Origin of the sequence: Mesorhizobium sp. M0496 (genome assembly GCF_040321205.1) — a bacterium.
Classification (GTDB): Bacteria; Pseudomonadota; Alphaproteobacteria; order Rhizobiales; family Rhizobiaceae; genus Mesorhizobium.
This window is the reverse complement of record NZ_JAMYRC010000030.1, coordinates 1-17,498: the sequence shown is the minus strand read 5'-3', so window position 1 is coordinate 17,498 and position 17,498 is coordinate 1. Positions and strand designations below refer to the sequence as shown.

Genomic DNA, 17,498 nt, shown 5'->3' with positions numbered 1-17,498 from the left:
ATGGAAGCTGAACCGCAACTGAATGCCGCATTCATGCCGCAATTGGCTTTAGCCGGGCAGGCTGGCTGAACATCGACATACCCCTAGTCGGGATCGGGTTTGCGCAGCTTGCGCCCCGTCTTGGCGGCCCGTTTCGCTTCGGCCGCGGCCTCTACCCTGGCCTGCTCCTGTTCGGCGAAGTCGGCCTCGATCTTGTCGTCGTCGGTCGGCCAGGCCTTGGGCTTGTGGACTTCGACGACGGCGCGCGGCGTCGAGGGAATCTCGATGTGCTCGCCGCTGAATTTTTCGAGCACGGCAAATCGGATGTCGTTTTGCGCGACGTTGCCGTTCATCACATCGGCCAGGAACACGCGGATCTCGAATTCGAGTGCGGCGGGCCCGAAATTGGAAAACAGCACGAAGGGTTCGGGATTCTTCAGCACCAGCGGATGGCCGCGTGCGATGTCCAGCAGGACGGCATGAACCTGCTTGACGTCGCTGCCATAGGCGACGCCGACCTTGATGTCGATGCGGCCAAGCTTGTTGCGGTGCGTCCAGTTGCCGACTGCGTTGTTGATCAGGTTCGAATTGGGCAGGATCACCGATTGCCGCTGGAAGGTTTCGATCTCGGTTGCGCGCACGCTGATCTTCTTCACGGTACCGCTGACATCGCCGGCGACGATCCAGTCGCCGACCTTGAACGGCCGCTCGGCCAGAAGGATCAGGCCGGAAACGAAATTGGACACCACATTCTGCAGGCCAAAACCGATACCGAGGGAAAGAGCGCCGGCAACCAGTGCCAGACTGGACAGATCGATGCCCGCTGCAGAGATGCCGACCAGCGCCGCCAGCGCGACACCGGCATAGCCGACCGCCAGCCTGATCGAATTGCGTACCCCGGTATCGACCTTGCCGCGTGCCATCACCGAACCGTCGAGCCAACCCTGGAACCAGCGCGTCAGGAAATAGCCGATGATGAAGACGACGATGCCCGAAAGGATGCCGGTGACCGAAATCGTCACCGAACCGATATTGATCCCGGTTGCCAGTTTGTAGGCCCAGGCCTGGATGTCGCCGGGCTGGAAGCCCCACATCAGCAGGATCAGCGGCAGGAACACCAGCACGATCATCACATTGATGGCGACGCTGACGACGAGGCCGAGTTGGTCGAGAGCCGTATCCTCATAGCTGGAATTGGCCGACAGCCAGCGCCCGACGGATGTGTTGGCGAAAGCGCCCTCCTCGCCGATCGCGCGCGCCGACAGGAAGCCGATATAGGCGGTGATCAACGCGGTGCCGGTAACCACGACCTGTAGCGACACGAACAAGGCAAGGCCGATATAGCCGAGCAGCGCGGCAATGATGGTGAAAAGGCCAAGCGCAAGCGATGTGTAGCGCAGCCATGCCGGCCACGGCCGCCAGCTTCCATCACGCGCCTTGAACGGCCTCAGCATCGCCATCAGGATCAGGATGACGCCGACGATGATGGTGGCGCCAAAACTGCGGGCGATGGTCAGCGACAACGGCGAGCCCATCTTGTCGTTGACGATCGACAGGAAATAGTTGACGCCGATGACCACGGCCATGGCGGTCGTCAGCCGCACCAGCCAGCGCGCCGGGCCGGTTTCGACGGGAATGAGCCGCCAGTTCGGCAGCCGCGGCTCGAGCGCCGCATTGGTCAGCCGGTTGACGCAGAACACCCCCGCGATGACGGCCGCCAGCGCATTCAGGAAGACACCGATGTCGCCGCGTAACACATTGTAATAGTTGAAAAAGAACACCGTGGAGGCGAGAAACACGCTGACCGCCAGCGACGGCAGCAATGTCGACCAGAAGGCCACCGACAAGCGGCTGAGATAGGACGGATCCTCGTTGGAAGGATCGGCTTCGAACACGCGTCCGAACAGCCGCCTGCCGCCGACCAGCAGCACCAGCGCCAGCCCGAGCGCCACGAAGGTCGCTGCCAGGATGGCCTGGAACTTGAACTTGAAAGCGAAGCTCAGCCAGGACGACACAGCCTTGTACAGGTTGGCATATTCGTCCTGGGCGTCGGAGAAGACCTGCGGGCTCAGGGCATCGGACAGCACGTAGCGCTTGGTCAAAAGGTTGCGGAATAGCTCGCTGCGTATGTTGCCGATCCTGTCGATCAGCCCGCTGATGCGGATCGACAGGTTCTGCGCGCTGGCGACGACCGCGTTGATCTCGGCCTTTTCCGACGCCAGCGCCTGGCGTTCGCCGGTCACTATGTCGGGCTCCTGCGGCTGGCCCGCCGCGGGCGACGGACCCAGCATCTCGATCCGATTGTTGATATCGGTGAGGCGAGAACGGAACGCCAGCGCACTGGTGAGTGCCGCCCGCGACAGATCCTCCAGCTGCAGACGGACATCCACCAGCGAGGCATCGTCCTCACCGTCCTGCTGTATCTTCTTGTCGAGGTCGTCAGTCTTGGCCGTCAGGCCCTGAATGACTTTCTGCTGATCGGTGATCAGTCCGGCGGCGCCCTGGCCGAGCGCTTGCGCCATGGCGTCGAACGAGGGCGGCGCCGAGAAAACGAGCGCGAGAATCAAAATGCGGCGAAGCAATCGGAAAATCATGATTTTGACGGCGACTCGTGCGGCAAAGGCAATTTGAAAGCCTGTCCTTGATAGAGACGGCCATATCATGGGGCAAGCCGTCGCAACCATCGCTGGCCCATCCGATCACACAGGCGTCGGCCAGTCGAAAGGCCATGGCGCAATATTGGCTTTGCCGATGCGGCCTGCTCTATAGTCTGCCGCATTGCCCGAACCGGATGACAATGATGGCAGAGTACTCGGCCTTTTCGCTGCTCGCGAACGCGCTCAAGGGAAACAAGGACTGGAAGCCGGCATGGCGCAAGCCGGACCCGAAGGCATCCTATGATGTCATCATCATCGGCGGCGGCGGTCACGGGCTGGCCACCGCCTACTATCTCGCCAAGGAACACGGCATCACCAATGTCGCCGTGCTGGAAAAGGGCTGGCTCGGCTCTGGCAATGTCGGCCGCAACACGACGGCCGTGCGCTCGAATTATCTGCTGCCGGCCAACACCCGCTTCTACGAACATTCGATGAAGCTGTGGGAGAACCTCTCGCACGACCTCAACTACAACGTCATGTTCTCGCAGCGCGGCTGCCTGAACCTGGCACACACGCCGGCCCAGTTCGACGAGTATGCAAGGCGCGGCAATGCCATGCGCCATCTCGGCGTCGATGCGGAATTGATGACGCCGGCGCAGATCAAGCGCCTGATCCCGGCGCTCGACATCTCCGACAGCGCACGCTTTCCGGTGGTCGGCGGCCTGATGCAGCGGCGCGCCGGCACCGCCCGCCACGATGCGGTGGCCTGGGGCTATGCGCGCGGCGCCGACCGTCGCGGCGTCGACATCATCGAGAATTGCGAGGTCACCGGCTTCCTGCGCGACGGCGACCGCGTCACCGGCGTCACCACCTCGCGTGGCGACATCCGCGCCAAGAAGGTGGCTGTCGCGGTTGCCGGCAGCACCGGACGCGTCATGCAGCTGGCCGGCATCGAGACGATGCCGATCGAGAGCCATGTGCTGCAGGCCTTCGTCACCGAATCGCTGAAACCCTTCATCGACACGGTTGTCACCTTCGGCATGGGCCATTTCTACATGTCGCAATCGGACAAGGGCGGCCTCATCTATGGCGGCGACATCGACGGCTACAACAGCTACGCCCAGCGCGGCAATCTGCCTGTCGTCGACGAGGTGATGAGCGAGATGCTGGCGCTGTTTCCGGGCCTTGCCCGCGTGCGCATGCTGCGCTCCTGGGGCGGCGTCTGCGACATGTCGATGGACGGCTCGCCGATCATCACCGCCGGTCCCTTGCCCGGCATGTATCTCAACTGCGGCTGGTGCTATGGCGGCTTCAAGGCGACGCCGGCTTCCGGCTGGTGCTTCGCCTGGACCATCGCCAAGGACCAGTCGCATGACCTCAACGCACCCTTCACCCTCGACCGCTTCCACCGCGGCCTGGTGATCGACGACAAGGGCCAGGGTGCAAACCCGCGGCTGCATTAGACCATGATCCGGAAAAGTGGATGCCGGTTTTCCGATAAGATCATGGTCAAACAAGAAGAATAAAATCCAATGTTGATCACTTGCCCCTATTGCGGCCCGCGCGACGTCATCGAGTTCACCTATCAAGGTGACGGCAATCGTGAGCGTCCCGACCCCGCCTCGCAGAATTTCGAGGCGTGGAACGCCTATGTCTATGACAGGCTGAATCCGGCCGGTGACCACAATGAGATCTGGCAACATTCCGGCGGTTGCCGCGCGCATCTGCGGGTCGTGCGCAACACGCTGACGCATGAGATTTTGAGCGTCGCCTTCGTAAGGGGTGATCATGGGCGCGGCGATCACACCTCGGCCGCGCGCCGCAAGGCGGAGGGCAAGTCATGAGCCCGCGCCGCACCGACACCGGCGGCCGCATCGACCGGCTGAAAACCATCCGCTTCACCTTTGACGGCGCGCCCTATACCGGCCATGCCGGCGACACGCTGGCATCGGCACTGCTGGCCAAGGGCGTCACCCTTTACGGCCGCTCGTTCAAACACCACCGCCCGCGCGGATTGCTGACTGCCGGTGTCGAGGAGCCCAACGCCCTGGTGACGGTCCTGAAGGGTGAGGTTCGCGAGCCCAACATTCCGGCGACCATGGTCGAGATCCATGACGGGCTGGTTGCCATCAGCCAGAACCGTTTTCCGTCGCTTGCCTGGGACATCAACGCCGTCAACCAGCTTGGCGGCAAGATCCTGTCGGCCGGCTTCTACTACAAGACCTTCATGGGACCGGTGTTCGGTCCGCTCAAGGGCACGCGCTTCTGGATGTTCTGCGAGCACTTCATCCGCCGCGCCGCCGGTCTCGGCAGCGCCGGATCGGCAAAGGATCCGGCCCGCTACGAGCGCATGAACGCCTTTTGCGACGTGCTGGTGGTCGGCTCCGGCCCGGCCGGCCTGATGGCCGCCAAGGCCGCCGCCGATCAGGGCGCGCGCGTCATGCTGGCCGATCTCGAGCCGCGTTTCGGCGGTTCGGCCAACTGGTCCGACGAAACGATTGACGGTGCGCCGGCCGGCGACTGGGCCCGCCGCACCGTCGCCCAGCTCGAGGGCCGCGACAATGTCCGGCTTTTGCCGCGCACCACGGTGTGGGGCTATTACGACAACAACACGCTTGCCGCGCTCGAACGGGTCAGCGACCACAAGGACCAGCCCGGCAAGGGCGAGCCGCGCCATCGCTACTGGGCGATCCGCGCCAAATCCGTGGTCCTGGCCACCGGTGCTTTTGAGCGCCCGCTGGTCTTCCCCGGCAATGACCGGCCAGGCGTGATGCTGGCACATGCAGCCGAGCGCTATGCCAACGAGTTCGGCGTGCTGCCGGGCGAGAAGATCGCGCTGTTCACCAACAATGACAGCGCCTATCGGGCGGCCGTCGCCTTGAAGAAAGCCGGTGCCGCGGTCGTCGCCATCGCCGATGTCAGGCCGGAACTTTCGCCAGAGATGCGCAAGCTGGCCGCCGAAGCCGAAGCCGAAATCTTCGCCGGCCATGCGGTCGTCGCCACCGAAGGCGGCAAGGCGCTGTCCAGCCTCAAGCTGCAACGCTTCGACATGACCAATGGCGCGCTCATCGGCGATGCGCGCAGCATCCATGCCGATTGCCTGCTGATGTCCGGCGGCTGGTCGCCGACCATCCATCTGGCCAGCCAGGCCGGCGCCAAGGCGGAATGGAACGCCGCGCGGCAAGCCTTTCTGCCGCCGAAGCCGACACAAAAGTGGCCCACACAGCAATGGATCGGCGCCGGTGCCTTCACCGGCAGTTTTTCGACGCTCGAAGCGCTCGCCGAAGGACGCGCCGCCGGCCTCGCCGCCGCCGGCGGGCAGAGCACACCCGCCGTGCTGCCTACGGTTGAGGCAGCACCCGGCGATCCCGATCCGGCGCCGGTGTTCGAGATCAGGGCCAACGGCAAGAGCTTTGTCGACTTCCAGCACGACGTCACGGCCGAGGACGTGCGGCTGGCTCACCGCGAAGGCTTCGTCTCGGTCGAGCATCTGAAGCGCTACACAACGCTCGGCATGGCGACCGACCAGGGCAAGAGCTCTAACGTGCCTGGCCTTGCCATCATGGCCGAAGCGCTGGGCAAGCCGATCCCCGAGGTCGGCACGACGCGCTTCCGGCCGCCCTTTGCGCCGGTGTCGATCGGCTCGCTGGCGGCGGAGCGTTTTGGCGACCTGAAGCCCGAGCGGCTGACGCCGATGCATGACTGGCACGTCGCCAATGGCGCGACGATGTACTCCGCCGGCCTCTGGTACCGGCCGATGATCTACGGCCTTGCCGGCGAAACGGTCGAACAGGCCTATGTCCGCGAGGCCAAGGCGACGCGCGACAGCGCCGGCATCGTCGATGTCTCGACACTGGGCAAGATTGCGGTGCAAGGGCCCGACGCCGCAGCGTTTCTCGACCGCGTCTACACCAACATGTTTTCGACGCTGGCCGTCGGCAAGGCGCGCTACGGGCTGATGCTGCGCGAGGACGGCCTCGCCTTCGACGACGGCACCACTTGGCGGCTCGGCGAGCAGGATTTCCTGATGACCACCACCACGGCCAACGCTGGCAAGGTGATGCAGCATCTGGAGTATTTCCTCGACGTGATCTGGCCGAACCTGAAAGTGCACGTCACCTCGGTGACCGACGAATGGGCGGGTGCCGCGATCGGCGGGCCGAAGGCCAGGCAGATCCTCGCCGCTTGTGTCACCGGCACGTCGGTCGACAATGCCACCTTGCCCTTCATGGGCATCGTGCGTGGCGAGATAGCAGGCGTGCCGGTTATGATCTGCCGGCTCTCCTTCTCCGGTGAAATGGCCTTCGAGGTCTATTCCGGCGCCGGCTACGGCACCCATGTCTGGGAAGCGTTGGTCGAGGCCGGCAGGCCGTTCGGGCTCGTCACCTACGGTCTTGAAGCACTGGGCACGATGCGCATCGAGAAGGGGCATGTCACCGGCGCCGAGATCGACGGCCGCACGACGGCGCGCGATCTGCATCTCGACTGGATGCTGTCGAAGAAGAAGCCGTTCATCGGCTCGGCGATGATGGATCGCGAAGGCCTGATCGCATCTGACCGCCTGGAACTGGTCGGCCTGATCGCCCTCGACAACCGGCCGCTCAATGGCGGCGCGCACATCGTCGAGGAGGTTGACGAAGCCAATCCGCACGGCTCGATCGGTCACATCACCGCCTGCTGCTATTCGCCGGCGCTCGGCAAGCATATAGCGCTGGCGCTGGTCAAGGGCGGCAACGCAAGGCAAGGCACACGCGCCCATGTCTCCGATCCCCTGCGCAACCGGTTCGGACCGGTCGAGATCGTCTCCAACCACTTCTTCGATCCGGACGGGAGCCGCATGCATGGTTGAGCGTCAATCGCCACTCGAGCCGGAATTTCACGTCGGCTCGCACGGCAATTTCGAGCATGGCGTCGAAATCATCCTGACCGAAACGACGCCTGGCTCGATCGTGCAGCTCGCGGCTTGGCCCGGCGAGGAGAAGAAGCTGATTGCAGCCATCCGCAGCGTCACCGGGCTTGCTCTACCCGATGGTGCTGGCGGCGGCTTGAGCGACGGCGTGAAGTCGGTGTTCGGCTTCGCGCCGGGAAAGTTCACCGTTGCCGACGAGGCCGAAGGGCTGGCCGCGGCCTTTGCCAAGGTGGTTACCCCGGCCATTGGTACCGTCACCGACCTCTCGCATGGCCGCACCGCTATCCGCATCGCCGGGCCGAAGGCCGAATGGGTGCTGGCGAAGTTCTTCGCCATCGACTTTTCGCTGCCGGCCTTTCCGGTCGGCGCCGGCCGTTCGACCACCCATCACGACGTCTTCGCCCAGCTCCAGCGCACCGGCGCCGACCAGTTCGACATCTATGTCTTCCGCTCCTTCGCGCGCTCATTCTGGAAGGCGCTCTGTCACGCCAGCGAGGAAGTCGGCTACGAGGTGCAGTAGGCGGCCGGCCTCTCGCCGACGACTTCCGCCTCCTGGTCGTGATCGATGGCGTCATCACGCTCTGTGCGCTGCTTGCCTACCTACCACCCGGGTTCCTAGCCGGCCGGCTTATTCGCTGAACGTCACCCACTCTTCCAGCGGCACGCGATCGGTGCGGAAGGTGTTTTCAGGTTTTGACGTGTCTTCATGGCCAAGCGCCATACCGCAAACGACGATCTCCTCGTCGGGAATGTTGAGCACCGGCCTGATCTGCCGGTGGTAGGGCGCGAACGCCGCTTGTGGGCAGGTATGCAAACCCCTGCCCCGCGCCGCGACCATGATGTTCTGCAGGAACATGCCGTAGTCGATCCACGAGCCCTGGTTGAGCCGGCGGTCGATGGTGAAGATCATGCCGACCGGCGCGTCGAAAAAGACGAAGTTACGGTCGTGTTGGGCGCGCATCCTGTCGACCTCGCGGCGGCCGATGCCGAGCGCGCCATAGAGGCCGAAGCCGTTGGCGCGGCGCCGGGTCAGATACGGCTCGAAGAACTGGGTGGGATAGTAGCGGTACTCGTCCCAGTCGGCTTTTTCGGCGCGAATGCCAGAATTGAGAATGGCGTCTGATATCCGCCGCTTGGTCTCGCCCTTGGTGACGTAGACCTTCCAGGGCTGCATGTTGGTGCCCGACGGAGCCCGCGCCGCAACCTCCAGAATGGCACGAATGGTGTCGTCGTCGACCATGTCGGGCAGGAATGCGCGCACCGAACGGCGCGACAGGATCGCCTCGTCGACAATCTCGGCTTCGCCCGCAATTCGGGTGGTGTTTTCCAGCATGGGCCGTCCCTTAACCCTCGTCTCGACCAGACGTCCCCACTCGCCGTTCGTGCCCGAGCCTTTGCATGAACCGTCAAAATCGTGCAAGCAAATCTTGAGCATGCGTGAAAATCCGCTTGATTTTTTCATGCGCTTGATTTCTCATGAAATTCATCTGGAATTTTTCACGAAGTGAGCGCTTTGCCTTCGCCTATCGCAAGAACATTGCAGGGACCTGACGAACGCGTGCTGGCCAGCGACATCAGGGCGCTGCGCAAGGCGCGCGGACTGACGCTGGCCGAGATCGGCCTGAAGCTTGGCCGTTCGGTCGGCTGGGTCAGCCAGGTCGAACGCGGCCTGTCGACGCCGTCGCTCAGTGATCTCAGGGCCTTCGCCGAATTGTTCGGTGTACCGATCAGCCTGTTCTTCAGCCATGACGTGCCTATCGAAAGCGAGCGCGGCGTGGTTGTGCGCGCCGGCCGGCGCCGGACGCTTGGCACAAGCGAATCCGGCCTGGTGGAGGAGCTTCTGTCGCCCGATCTCGGCGGTAGCTTCGAGATGGTGCGGTCGGTCTTCGCGCCGGGCGCGGAACTGAAGGCCGAGGCGCAGCGGCCGACCGAGGAAGCCGGATACGTCGCGTCCGGACTGTTCGATATCGAGATAGCGGGCGTCTGGCATCGGCTTGGCGAGGGCGATTCCTTTCGCTTCGAAGGCAAGCCCTACCGCTGGCGCAATCCGGGTTCCGAGCCGGCAATTGTCATCTGGGTGGTTTCGCCACCAGTCTACTAAGTGAATGTGTGGGAGAAGAACATGGCGGGTTTGCCGAGCACGGCGCGCGTGGTGATCATCGGAGGCGGTGCCGTCGGCACCTCCTCGCTCTATCATCTCGCCAAGGCGGGCTGGACCGACTGCGTGCTTCTGGAAAAGAACGAGCTAACCTCCGGCTCGACCTGGCATGCCGCAGGCAACGTGCCGACCTTCTCCTCGTCCTGGTCGCTGATGAACATGCAGCGCTATTCGACCGAGCTTTATCGCGGACTGGCCGAAGCGGTCGACTATCCTATGAACTATCACGTTACCGGCTCGCTGCGCCTTGCCCACTCCGTCGAGCGTATGCAGGAGTTCCAGCGCGCCAAGGGCATGGGCCGCTACCAGGGTATGGACATCGACATTGTCGGCGTCGACGAGATCAAGCGCCGCTACCCGTTCATCGAGACGCATGATCTGAAAGGCGCGCTCTACGACCCGAGCGATGGCGACATCGATCCAGCGCAACTCACCCAGGCCTTGGCCAAGGGCGCGCGCGACATGGGCGCAAAAATCATCCGTTTCTGCCCGGTCACAGGCGTGCGCCGCGAGAACGACGAATGGGTGGTCGAGACGGGACAAGGCGAGATCCGCTGCGAGATCGTCGTCAACGCCGCCGGTTATCGCGCCGCCGAAGTCGGCAAGATGTTCGGCCGCGAGGTACCGATGATGGTGATGAGCCATCAGTATATACTGTTCGAGGAAATCCCCGAGCTGGCGGCGTGGTCGAAGGAACAGGGCAAAAAACTGCCGCTGCTGCGCGACGTCGACACCTCTTACTATCTGCGCCAGGAGAAGAACGGCATGAACCTCGGCCCCTATGAGCGCAATTGCCGCGCGCATTGGGCCACCCACAATGATCCGATGCCGGAGGATTTTTCCTTCCAGCTGTTCCCCGACGATCTCGACCGGCTGGAACATTATCTGGCCGACGCCGTCGCCCGCGTGCCGATCCTGGGCACCGCCGGCCTGTCCAAGGTCATCAACGGGCCGATCCCCTACACGCCGGACGGCAATCCGCTGATCGGGCCGATGCCCGGCGTTCCCAACGCCTTCGAGGCCTGCGTCTTCACCTTCGGCATCGCCCAGGGCGGCGGCGCCGGCAAGGTACTGGCCGAATGGGTGACAGAGGGCCAGACCGAATGGGACATGTGGTCGTGCGATCCGCGCCGCTTCACCTCCTTTGCCTCGGCGCCGGACTATTGTGTCGCCAAGGGCATGGAGATCTACGGCAACGAATACGCAATCCAGTTTCCACGCCATGCCTGGCCGGAAGGGCGCGACCGCAAACTGTCGCCGATCCACGATCGTATCAAGGCGTTCGGCGCCTGCTTCGACGCCTACAATGGCTGGGAGCGCGCCACCTGGTACGCGAAAGATGGCGATGATGTTTCGGAGGAAGCGACGCTGACCTTCCGCCGCGACGGGCCATGGCAACATCGCGTGCGCGAGGAGTGCCTGGCGGTGCGCGATGCCGCCGGCATTTTGGACCTGCCGGGCTTCTCCCGCTTCAATCTCGAAGGGCCGGGTGCCGCCGAATGGCTGAGCCTGCAGGTCACCGGGCTGGTGCCCAAGCCCGGCCGCATCGGCCTGGTCTATTTTGCCGACGATAAGGGCCGCATCGTCACCGAAATGTCAGTCGTGCGCCACGACGAGAATGTGATGACGCTGATCACCGCCGCGGTCGCGCAATGGCATGATTTCGAATGGCTGAAATCGCGCATGCCCAAGGATGCGCCGTTCAAGCTGATCGACCGGACCGAGGAATTCTCGACCCAGATCCTGGCCGGCCCTAACTCGCGGAAAATCCTCGCCGATGTCTGCGAGGCTGACCTCACTCTGCCATGGCTGACGCATCAGGAGACGAAAATCGCTGGTCGGTGGGCGAAGCTTGTGCGCGTCTCCTTCGCCGGCGAACTCGGCTGGGAAATCCACACCAGGGTTGACGACACCGCCGCCATCTTCGACGCCATCTGCGCGGCCGGACAGCAGCATGGGCTCAAGCCGTTCGGCATGTATGCTCTGGATTCGCTCAGGCTTGAAAAAGGCTACCGCACCTGGAAGGGCGACCTTTCGACCGACTATTCGATCCTGCAAGGCGGGCTCGAGCGCTTCGTCAAATGGGATAAGCCCGAGTTCCGCGGCAAGGCGGCGTTGCTGAACGAAAAACAACAGGGCGTGAAGAAGTGCTTCGTCACGCTGGTCGTCGAGAATCCCGGCGACTGCGACGCTCCCTTTATGTCGACGCTGTGGCATGACGGGCGGATCGTTGGTGAGACGACGTCGGGCGGCTGGGGCCATCGCATCGATAAATCGATCGCGCTCGGCATGCTGCGCGCCGACCTGACCGAACCCGGCACGACCGTCGAGGTCGAAATCTTCGGCGACCGTTTCCAGGCGACCGTGCAGAAAGATGAGCCGCTATGGGATCCGAAGAACGAGAGGCTGCGCGCATGAAGAACGTCATCCTCACCGATGGCGGCATGGGCCAGGAACTGGTCCGCCGCAGCAAGTCCGAGCCGACACCGCTATGGTCGGCCAGGGTACTGATCGACGAACCGGATCTGGTGCGTGATCTGCACGCGGAATTCATCCGTGCCGGCGCCCGTGTCATCACCATCAACACCTATTCGGCGACACCCGAACGCCTGGCGCGCGAAGGCGCGGAAGACCTCTTCAAGCCTTTGCAGAAGCGCGGCATCGAATTGGCCAGGCAAGCCCGCGACGAGGCTGGCGACACCGCGATTGCCGGCTGCCTGTCGCCGCTGTTCGGCAGCTATGCGCCGGCACTGACCATTTCCTTCGAGGAGACGCTCGACATCTACCGCCGCATCGTTGCCGAGCAGGCCGAAGGCGTCGATCTGTTCCTGTGTGAAACCATGGCGTCGGCGGACGAAGCCCGCGCGGCCGTCACCGCTGCATCGGAAAGCGGCAAGCCGGTTTGGGTGTCGTGGACGCTGGCCGATCACGGCAAACCGCGGCTGCGCAGCGGCGAGGCAATAGCCGCCGCGGCAGGCGCGCTTGACGGCCTGACCGTCGCGGCGCGGCTGGTCAATTGCTGCCGGCCGGAAGCAATCGCCGCAGCCTTGCCTGAACTGATCAACCTCGGCGGCCCGGTCGGCGCCTATGCCAATGGCTTCACCTCGACCGAAGCACTCAAGCACGGCGGCACCGTCGACGTGCTGCATGCCCGCCATGATCTCGGCCCGGACGCCTATGCGGACCAGGCGATCGGCTGGGTGGAGGCTGGCGCCAGCATCGTTGGCGGCTGCTGCGAAGTCGGACCGCCGCATATCGCCGCTCTGCGCGACCGGCTCGAACAGGCCGGCTACAAAATTTCGGGAGTTTTGCATGCCTAGATCATCATCGCGCATTTCCGGCATCGTGCCTTCTGGCAAGGACGGCTGGGAAGTCCATTTCGCCGCCTGGACCCGCAAGGAGGCCGGCGAACACATCATCATGCTGTCGGTTGGCGACCATGATTTCGACACGCCTTCGCAGACGATCGAAGCCTGCGTGACCGCGGTTCGCGGCAGCAATCATCACTACACCCCGCTTCCCGGCTTGCCGCGCCTGCGTAAGGCGATGGCGGCGGCCTCGAGCGCCTGCACCGGCGTCGAGACGTCGCCGGATCAGGTCATCGCCACGCCGGGCGGCCAGGCCGCGCTCTACGCTGCCGTGCAGGGGGTACTCGACCAGGGCGACCACGCTATCGTCGTGGCGCCCTATTACGCCACCTATCCCAACACGTTCAGCGCCGCAGGCGCGGATTTCACCGTCGTCGAGACACCCGCCGAGGATGGCTTCCAGCCGCGTGCCGACATGATCCGCGCGGCAATCCGGCCGAACACGCGCGCCATCCTGATCAACACGCCGAACAACCCGACCGGTGCGGTCTATTCGCGCGAGCGGCTGGAGCAGTTGGCGGAAGTATGCCGGGAGCACGACCTGTGGCTGCTGTCGGACGAAGTCTATTGGACGCTGGGTGGCGGCGAGCACGTCTCGCCGCGCTCGCTGCCCGGCATGGCCGAGCGCACTCTGGTCATCAATTCGATGTCCAAGAGCCATGGAATGACCGGCTGGCGCATGGGCTGGCTGACGGGGCCGGAGGAGATGATCACGCTGATGATCAATCTCAATCTGGTGACGACCTACGGCCTGCCGGCCTTCATCTCGATCGCCTGTTCCGAAGCGCTGGAGAACCGTTATGGCGTCAACGACATCGCCAAGCGCTACGCCGCGCGCCGGACCGTCTTCCTCGATGCCGTGCGCGGCATGAACGATGTCACCGTGCGCGGTTCCGAGGGCGGCATGTATGTCATGCTCGATATCTCAGCCGTCGAACCCGATGACGAGAAATTCGCCTGGGCCTTGCTCGACAAGGAAAATGTCGGCGTGATGCCGGGCTCCAGCTTCGGCGAGGCCGCCGCCGGCCATATCCGCATCAGCCTCTGCCAGCCAGAGCCCGTGCTGCAAGAAGCAGCGCTTCGGCTGCGCCGCTTTGCTTCCAGCTATCGCCGCGAGGCCGCATGACCGCCAAGGCCATCCCGACCAAAGCCATCCCAACTAAAGCGAGGGCCGTCATCATCGGCGGCGGCGTCTCCGGCTGTTCGGTCGCCTACCACCTGGCCAAGCTTGGCTGGACCGACATCGTGCTCCTGGAACGCAAGCAGCTGACATCGGGCACGACATGGCACGCCGCCGGCCTGATCGGCCAGTTGCGCGGCTCGCAGAACATGACCCGGCTGGCGAAATATTCCGCCGATCTCTACGTCAAACTGGAAGCCGAGACCGAGGTCGGCACCGGGATGCGCCAGATCGGCTCGATCACCGTGGCGCTGACCGAGGAGCGCAAGCACGAGATTTACCGGCAGGCGTCGCTGGCGCGCGCCTTCGATGTCGATGTCCGCGAGATTTCCCCCAATGAAGTCAAGCAGATGTACCCACATCTGAATGTCTCGGACGTCGTCGGCGCCGTGCATCTGCCGCTCGACGGCCAGTGCGACCCCGCCAACATCGCCATGGCGCTGGCCAAGGGCGCCCGCCAACGCGGCGCCACCATCGTCGAGAATGTGAAGGTCACCAAGGTCCACACCAGCGCCGGACGCGTCTCCGGCGTTTCCTGGGCACAGGGCGAGGAACAAGGCACTATCGAGGCCGACATCGTCGTCAACTGCGCCGGTATGTGGGCGCGCGAACTGGGCGCGCAGAACGGCGTTACCATCCCGCTGCACGCCTGCGAGCATTTTTATCTCGTCACAGAGCCGATCCCCGGCCTCGGCCGGCTGCCGGTGCTGCGCGTGCCGGACGAATGCGCCTACTACAAGGAAGACGCTGGCAAGATGATGCTGGGCGCCTTCGAGCCGGTGGCCAAGCCCTGGGGCATGGACGGCATCCGCGAGGATTTCTGCTTCGACCAACTGCCCGAGGACATGGATCATTTCGAGCCGATCCTTGAAATGGGCGTCAACCGCATGCCGATGCTGGCGACCGCCGGCATCCACACCTTCTTCAACGGTCCGGAGAGTTTTACGCCCGACGACCGCTACTATCTTGGCGAGGCGCCGGAGTTGTCCGGCTACTGGATGGCGACCGGCTACAATTCGATCGGCATCGTCTCCTCCGGCGGCGCCGGCATGGCGCTGGCGCAGTGGATCAATGATGGCGAAGCGCCATTCGATCTCTGGGAAGTCGACATCCGCCGCGCCCAGCCGTTCCAGAAGAACCGCCGCTACCTCCGGGAGCGCGTCTCCGAAACGCTCGGCCTGCTCTATGCCGACCATTTCCCTTACCGACAGATGGCGACGTCGCGGAATGTCAGGCGTTCGCCGCTGCATGAGCATCTGAAGGCGCGCGGCGCCGTGTTCGGCGAAGCCGCCGGCTGGGAGCGCGCCAACTGGTTTGCCCGCGAGGGCCAGGAGCGCGAATACCGCTATTCCTGGAAGCGCCAGAACTGGTTCGACAACCAGCGCGACGAGCACCTCGCGGTCAGGAACAAGGTCGGCCTGTTCGACATGACCTCGTTCGGCAAGATCCGTGTCGAGGGCAGCGACGCCTGCGCTTTCCTGCAAAAACTGTGCGCCAACGACATGGACGTCGCGCCGGGCAAGATCGTCTACACCCAGATGCTCAACCAGCGCGGCGGTATCGAGAGCGACCTGACCGTCTCGCGGCTGTCGGAGACGGCCTTCTTCCTCGTCGTGCCAGGCGCCACGCTGCAGCGTGACCTCGCCTGGCTTCGCAAGCATCTGACCGACGAATTCGTCGTCATCACAGATGTCACCGCTGCCGAAAGCGTGCTCTGCCTGATGGGACCGGATGCGCGAAAACTGATCCAGAAGGTGAGCCCGAACGACTTCTCCAACGAGACCAACCCGTTCGGCACATTCCAGGAGATCGAGATCGGCATGGGCCTGGCCCGTGCGCACCGTGTCACCTATGTCGGCGAACTCGGCTGGGAGCTCTATGTCTCGACCGACCAGGCGGCCCATGTTTTCGAAGCGATCGACGAGGCCGGCGCCGATGTCGGGCTAAAACTCTGCGGCCTGCACACGCTGGATTCCTGCCGCATCGAAAAAGCCTTCCGGCATTTCGGCCATGACATCACCGATGAGGACAATGTGCTGGAAGCCGGTCTCGGCTTCGCCGTGAAGACGGCCAAGGGCGATTTCCTCGGCCGCGATGCAGTATTGAAGAAGAAGGAAGCCGGCCTGTCACGCCGGCTGGTCCAGTTCCGCCTGAAGGACCCGCAACCCTTGCTCTTCCACAATGAAGCGATCCTGCGCGACGGCAAGATCGTCGGTCCGATCACCTCGGGCAATTACGGCCATCATCTCGGCGGCGCCATCGGGCTGGGCTATATCAAGTGCCAGGGCGAGAGCGAGGCGGATGTGCTTGGCTCATCCTACGAGATCGAGATCGCCGGCGAACGTTTTGCGGCGGAAGCGTCATTGAAGCCGATGTACGATCCGAAGTCGGAGCGGGTGAGGATGTAGCGCGCGCTTTTCCCTTCTCCCCGTTCACGGCAGGGCTATCGCATATGAGTAAAGAGCTGGAAGAGGAAGTCTCTGTTCCATCTGGCTCTTCGCATCTTGCTGGCGATGGGTTTGTCGAGAGGATGGGCTTGCAAGATGTTTTGGGCGAGGCGTCTGATGATGGCCAGGTTTTGCGGCCCGTTATCCTTGCGGGTTCGGGCCTCGTCCTCATGGAAGACGACATCGAGGCTCCAGTGCAACTGGTTCTCGATGGTCCAATGTGCTCTGACGGTCTCGGCCAGTCTTTTGGGCATGAGCACTTTGGAAAGCGCGACATAGCGGACCGAGGTGGTGGGTTTGCCGCCTGCCACGCTGCGCGAGGCCTCGATGCGGCCGATCGCCTTGAGGCCGGGAAAGGCCGGCGGATCGAGCAGCCGTTTGAGCGGCAGGACCGAGGCTCTTCGCGTTTCGGTGCGGCCATGCGCGCTTTCGCTGGTCTCGAAGAAGGCGATCTCGGCAGCTGCGGCGAAGCTTCGCTCCGCCGCAGCGAACAGCTTGGGACGATTGCCTTTCAGCCCCAGCGCATAATGCGCCTTCTTGCCGATCAGCGCCTTGGCGGTGTCGGGACGGCAGTGCAGCGCATCCGCCGTCACCGTGCAGCCCTTCAAATCCAAGCTCTTCAGAAGATCCAGCGTGGCTGTGACCTCGTCGCCCTCGGGCGCGCGGGCAGCGGCAATCGACAGCCTCGTCTCGGCGTCCCACACGCTCACCATCAAAGGCGGCATAAAGACCCGACCCTTGGTGTAGCCGCGCCGCAGCGATTTGCCGTCGACCGCCACCACGCCGCGCGGCGAAGGCCCGAGCGTTTGTCGCAGCGCTGCCATGAAAGCGGCAAAGCTGCGCGAAAGCTCATCGGCATC

12 protein-coding genes are annotated in these 17,498 nt (G+C 63.8%); 9 read left to right on the top strand and 3 right to left on the bottom strand.

Going from position 1 to position 17,498, the window contains the following annotated elements; all coding sequences use genetic code 11:
• Positions 1-83: 83 nt before the first annotated feature.
• Positions 84-2,573, bottom strand: a complete 2,490-nt coding sequence (locus NKI73_RS22735; RefSeq protein WP_352633051.1) for a mechanosensitive ion channel family protein — start codon at positions 2,571-2,573, stop codon at positions 84-86.
• Positions 2,574-2,779: 206 nt separating this feature from the next.
• Between NKI73_RS22735 and NKI73_RS22730 the strand changes: the two genes are divergently transcribed.
• The 4 genes from NKI73_RS22730 (at position 2,780) to NKI73_RS22715 (ending at position 8,005) form a co-directional block, all read left to right on the top strand.
• A complete protein-coding gene (locus NKI73_RS22730; RefSeq protein WP_352633050.1) occupies positions 2,780-4,039 on the top strand; it encodes a sarcosine oxidase subunit beta in 1,260 nt (419 codons plus the stop codon).
• A 69-nt stretch (positions 4,040-4,108) separates the two neighbouring features.
• The gene (locus tag NKI73_RS22725; protein ID WP_352633049.1) at positions 4,109-4,420 is read left to right on the top strand and encodes a sarcosine oxidase subunit delta; all 312 of its coding nucleotides are present in this window, start codon (positions 4,109-4,111) and stop codon (positions 4,418-4,420) included.
• Positions 4,417-7,425, top strand: a complete 3,009-nt coding sequence (locus tag NKI73_RS22720) for a sarcosine oxidase subunit alpha (protein WP_352633048.1) — start codon at positions 4,417-4,419, stop codon at positions 7,423-7,425. The genes NKI73_RS22725 and NKI73_RS22720 overlap by 4 nt, the downstream gene beginning before the upstream one ends.
• Entirely contained in the window at positions 7,418-8,005 is a 588-nt protein-coding gene (locus NKI73_RS22715; protein WP_352633047.1) for a sarcosine oxidase subunit gamma, read from the top strand. Before NKI73_RS22720 ends, NKI73_RS22715 begins: the two co-directional genes overlap by 8 nt.
• A 108-nt stretch (positions 8,006-8,113) precedes the next feature.
• On the opposite strand, the gene NKI73_RS22710 is transcribed toward NKI73_RS22715, so the two are convergent.
• Complete coding sequence (locus tag NKI73_RS22710) at positions 8,114-8,818, bottom strand: nitroreductase (protein WP_352633046.1); 705 nt, start codon at positions 8,816-8,818, stop codon at positions 8,114-8,116.
• A gap of 204 nt (positions 8,819-9,022) precedes the next feature.
• Between NKI73_RS22710 and NKI73_RS22705 the strand changes: the two genes are divergently transcribed.
• The 5 genes from NKI73_RS22705 to NKI73_RS22685 are packed head-to-tail and all read left to right on the top strand — an operon-like array spanning position 9,023 to position 16,599.
• Positions 9,023-9,586, top strand: coding sequence for a helix-turn-helix domain-containing protein (locus tag NKI73_RS22705; RefSeq protein WP_352633045.1), 564 nt, complete (start codon positions 9,023-9,025; stop codon positions 9,584-9,586).
• A gap of 21 nt (positions 9,587-9,607) precedes the next feature.
• Positions 9,608-12,061: a GcvT family protein gene (locus NKI73_RS22700; protein ID WP_352633044.1), complete on the top strand. Its 2,454-nt coding sequence runs from the start codon at positions 9,608-9,610 to the stop codon at positions 12,059-12,061.
• Positions 12,058-12,963, top strand: a complete 906-nt coding sequence (locus NKI73_RS22695; RefSeq protein ID WP_352633043.1) for a homocysteine S-methyltransferase family protein — start codon at positions 12,058-12,060, stop codon at positions 12,961-12,963. Before NKI73_RS22700 ends, NKI73_RS22695 begins: the two co-directional genes overlap by 4 nt.
• Complete coding sequence (locus NKI73_RS22690) at positions 12,956-14,137, top strand: pyridoxal phosphate-dependent aminotransferase (RefSeq protein WP_352633042.1); 1,182 nt, start codon at positions 12,956-12,958, stop codon at positions 14,135-14,137. Before NKI73_RS22695 ends, NKI73_RS22690 begins: the two co-directional genes overlap by 8 nt.
• The gene (locus tag NKI73_RS22685; protein WP_352633041.1) at positions 14,134-16,599 is read left to right on the top strand and encodes a GcvT family protein; all 2,466 of its coding nucleotides are present in this window, start codon (positions 14,134-14,136) and stop codon (positions 16,597-16,599) included. Before NKI73_RS22690 ends, NKI73_RS22685 begins: the two co-directional genes overlap by 4 nt.
• 35 nt (positions 16,600-16,634) lie before the next feature.
• On the opposite strand, the gene NKI73_RS22680 is transcribed toward NKI73_RS22685, so the two are convergent.
• Positions 16,635-17,498: ISAs1 family transposase (locus tag NKI73_RS22680; RefSeq protein WP_352633040.1), on the bottom strand; the 864-nt coding region annotated here is incomplete at its 5' end.